Annotated in this window: 1 protein-coding gene; it reads right to left on the reverse strand. The window is 59.9% G+C overall.

All coding sequences use genetic code 11. The features are described from left to right. Nucleotides 1-2,717 (reverse strand): right-handed parallel beta-helix repeat-containing protein (locus NZK35_RS27940; protein WP_323379678.1); only part of this gene is annotated, 2,717 nt, incomplete at its 3' end. Nucleotides 2,718-2,747: the final 30 nt, after the last annotated feature.

Genomic DNA, 2,747 nt, shown 5'->3' on the forward strand with positions numbered 1-2,747 from the left:
GTGTTGCCGGCATCGGGTCCGAGATTGATTCCGCTGGCCGCGCCGCTGATCGACAGATTCGAAATTGTGACCGAATCGGTGCCGACCAGATCGAACACGTAGCTTCCGTCGACGGTGTTGCCGCGATTGAGGATCGCGGGGGTGTCAACGTTGGTCGGGCCGACGATACGGACACCCGAGTCTTCGGCGTCGATCACGATGTTGGCGAACAGCTCATAGGTTCCGGCATCGACGTAGATCGTATCGCCGGGTTCCAGGTCATAGGCCCGCAACAGCGCGGCGAGCGAAGCCATCGGCGCGTTGGGGGAACGCCCGCTGGCGGCATTGTCACCGGCAACCGTGGTGTATTGGTTGTCGCTGAAATCCGCGTCGCCGGGGACGTTGACGTAGAACTGATTACCCGCCGGCGTGATCAGGAAACCTCCTGCCGAACGACCGCTGACGCTGCCACTGACGCCGATGCTGCGAACACGCGTCAACGCCGTGGTGCCGTTGGTGACGAAACCGGCGGGAATCGTCCAGTTGTAGCTGCCCCGACCGAGTCGATCGATGGGGACATTGTTGGCGATCTCCGTCCAGGTTGCACCACCGTTGGTCGAGACATCGATCGCGGCGGTCGGGTTGGCGGTTCCCCCTGCGTTGGGCTGCAAGACTTCGATCCCCGCCAAGCCTTCGGCATACCAACCGTTCAAGCTCATCATTTGGATCGATAGCCCTTCGGCGCCGACCACCGTGACGGAAAACTCTTTCACGAGGCCGATCGCGGCGCCGCCCGCTTGGCCTGTCAGATCCACACCTGCCTCGGCGAGTTGCCCTTGCAGGAAGAGGTCAAAGTTCGAGTCCGGCGTCGACACGAAGTGCAATCGCAACGAGTAGCTGCCGCCAGGAAGCGGGATCGCATAGTCCAGCGGTTCGCCCGAACTGAGACTTCGTGAGTAGCTTTGATAGACCTGGCTGGGAGCAGGGTTGGTGACAAGGGTCAGATCGACCGGCTGATCGATGGTCGCTTGATTGCCGCCCGCTTGGTATCCGTTTTCGCTCCAACCCTCCAACGCGGCACCACCGGTGTTGATCAACAGCGCGGGCCGGTTGGTGGTCAAGCCGCTGGTTTGAAAACGAATCGTTTCGGTGTCACCGGCGGTCCACTTCTCCAGTCCGACCGGGGACAACACTTGAACAGTTTGGGCGTTGCTGGTGGTCGCTTCGGGCGTATTGCCATAGGCGCCCAAGTTGATCCGATTGCCACTGGGCAGCGGTTCTCGGAAGTAATTCGAGAGTGGATTGCCACGATCGATCGCCGGCGAATTGCTGCGGAGGTGGAAATCATCATCGCCGCCGCGATCACCGGCGATTTCATCCAACCGCATCGCGTCGGCGTAGGGGAACTGGTTTCCGCCGACACCCGACAGCAGTGTGATTTGCATCGCGTTGCTTTGAGCGACAAAACTGCCGAACGATTCCCAGGCCTGACCGTCGGCGACAAAGTCGTCGGGAACATTGTTGTACTGATTCGTGTTGATCACGCCGATCACGCGACCGGCATCGCTGATTCGATACTGCACTGCGGCGTAGTAGTTTTGCAGCCAAGTTGCCGCCACACGATAGGTCGCACCGGGTGTCAGGTTGTCGAAGGTCCAGGTCGCCGTACCGTTGTCGGCAAAATCACCTTGACGGTAATCGTCGGCGAATCCGCCCGGATTCCCGCCGGCGGTGGTGAACGTCGTCCAGGTCCCGGTGGTGCTGAATCCGGCGTCACCATCATCGATGATTCTTGTGGAGAGCACCTCGCGTCTGAACCCGAGCAGATCATCGGCACCGTCAACGTCGAGCAACAACGGGTCGCCGACCAGTCCGTTGGGATCGAGTCCGAGTTCAAATTTCCAAGCGACCAGATCACCCAGTTCCCGCCCGTCCCAACGGCCGACGATCCCGGACCCTGGTGTGTGGAAGAGATTGTAATCGCTGCCAAAACCCACCTGCGCGTCACCGGCGACGCGAATCGCGGCACCGTCTTCGACCCACAGGATGTTGTTGGAGAGCTGGACATTGCTGGAGTACTCGATCGTGACCGCATCGCCTACGGCTTGATACAGCGTGTTGCCGATGATCCCTGCGTTCAAGTAGCCGTCGCGCAAGTAGATCGCCGAGTTCGTGTTCGCATAGACCAGGTTATTGGCGATCGTGACGTTGTTTTGACCCTCGACACGGATCCCTTCACTATTGGAATAGACGCGATTGGCGGTAATCGTCGTGTCGTAGGCGTAGGAGGCCAGGAGACCGATACGGTTGTCGTAGACCTGGTTCGAATCGACCGTGGTGTAAGCGTGCGTCTGAATGCCGACGTCGTTGCCGTGCACGACGTTACCGCTGGCCATCGCACCCCCGTCGACGTAGATCCCGACGCCCGCGGTGTGACCGTAGACCTCGTTATCGATCGCCTCAGTGCTGGCATGATAGAGGTAGATGCCCCGATAGGTATTGGAGTGAACCACGTTGCCGATGATTGTCCGCAGCGGTTCGCTTCCAAAATAACCCGCCTCGATGCCATACGCGTTGGCGTAGACGGAGTTGCCCGAGACGGTGGTTCGGTCGCCTTCGATCCAGACCCCGTAAGTGACGTTGTCGTGGATCCTGTTGTTCTCGATCAAGGTGTCGGTATTGCCAGGCCGGACGCTGATGCCGTGGTTCTGGTTGCCGAAGAGGTCGTTGCCGGAAATCGTCGTGTTTGTGTTGCCGGCATCGGGTCC

Origin of the sequence: Stieleria sedimenti, assembly GCF_025060895.1 — a bacterium.
Lineage (GTDB): Bacteria > Planctomycetota > Planctomycetia > Pirellulales > Pirellulaceae > Stieleria > Stieleria sedimenti.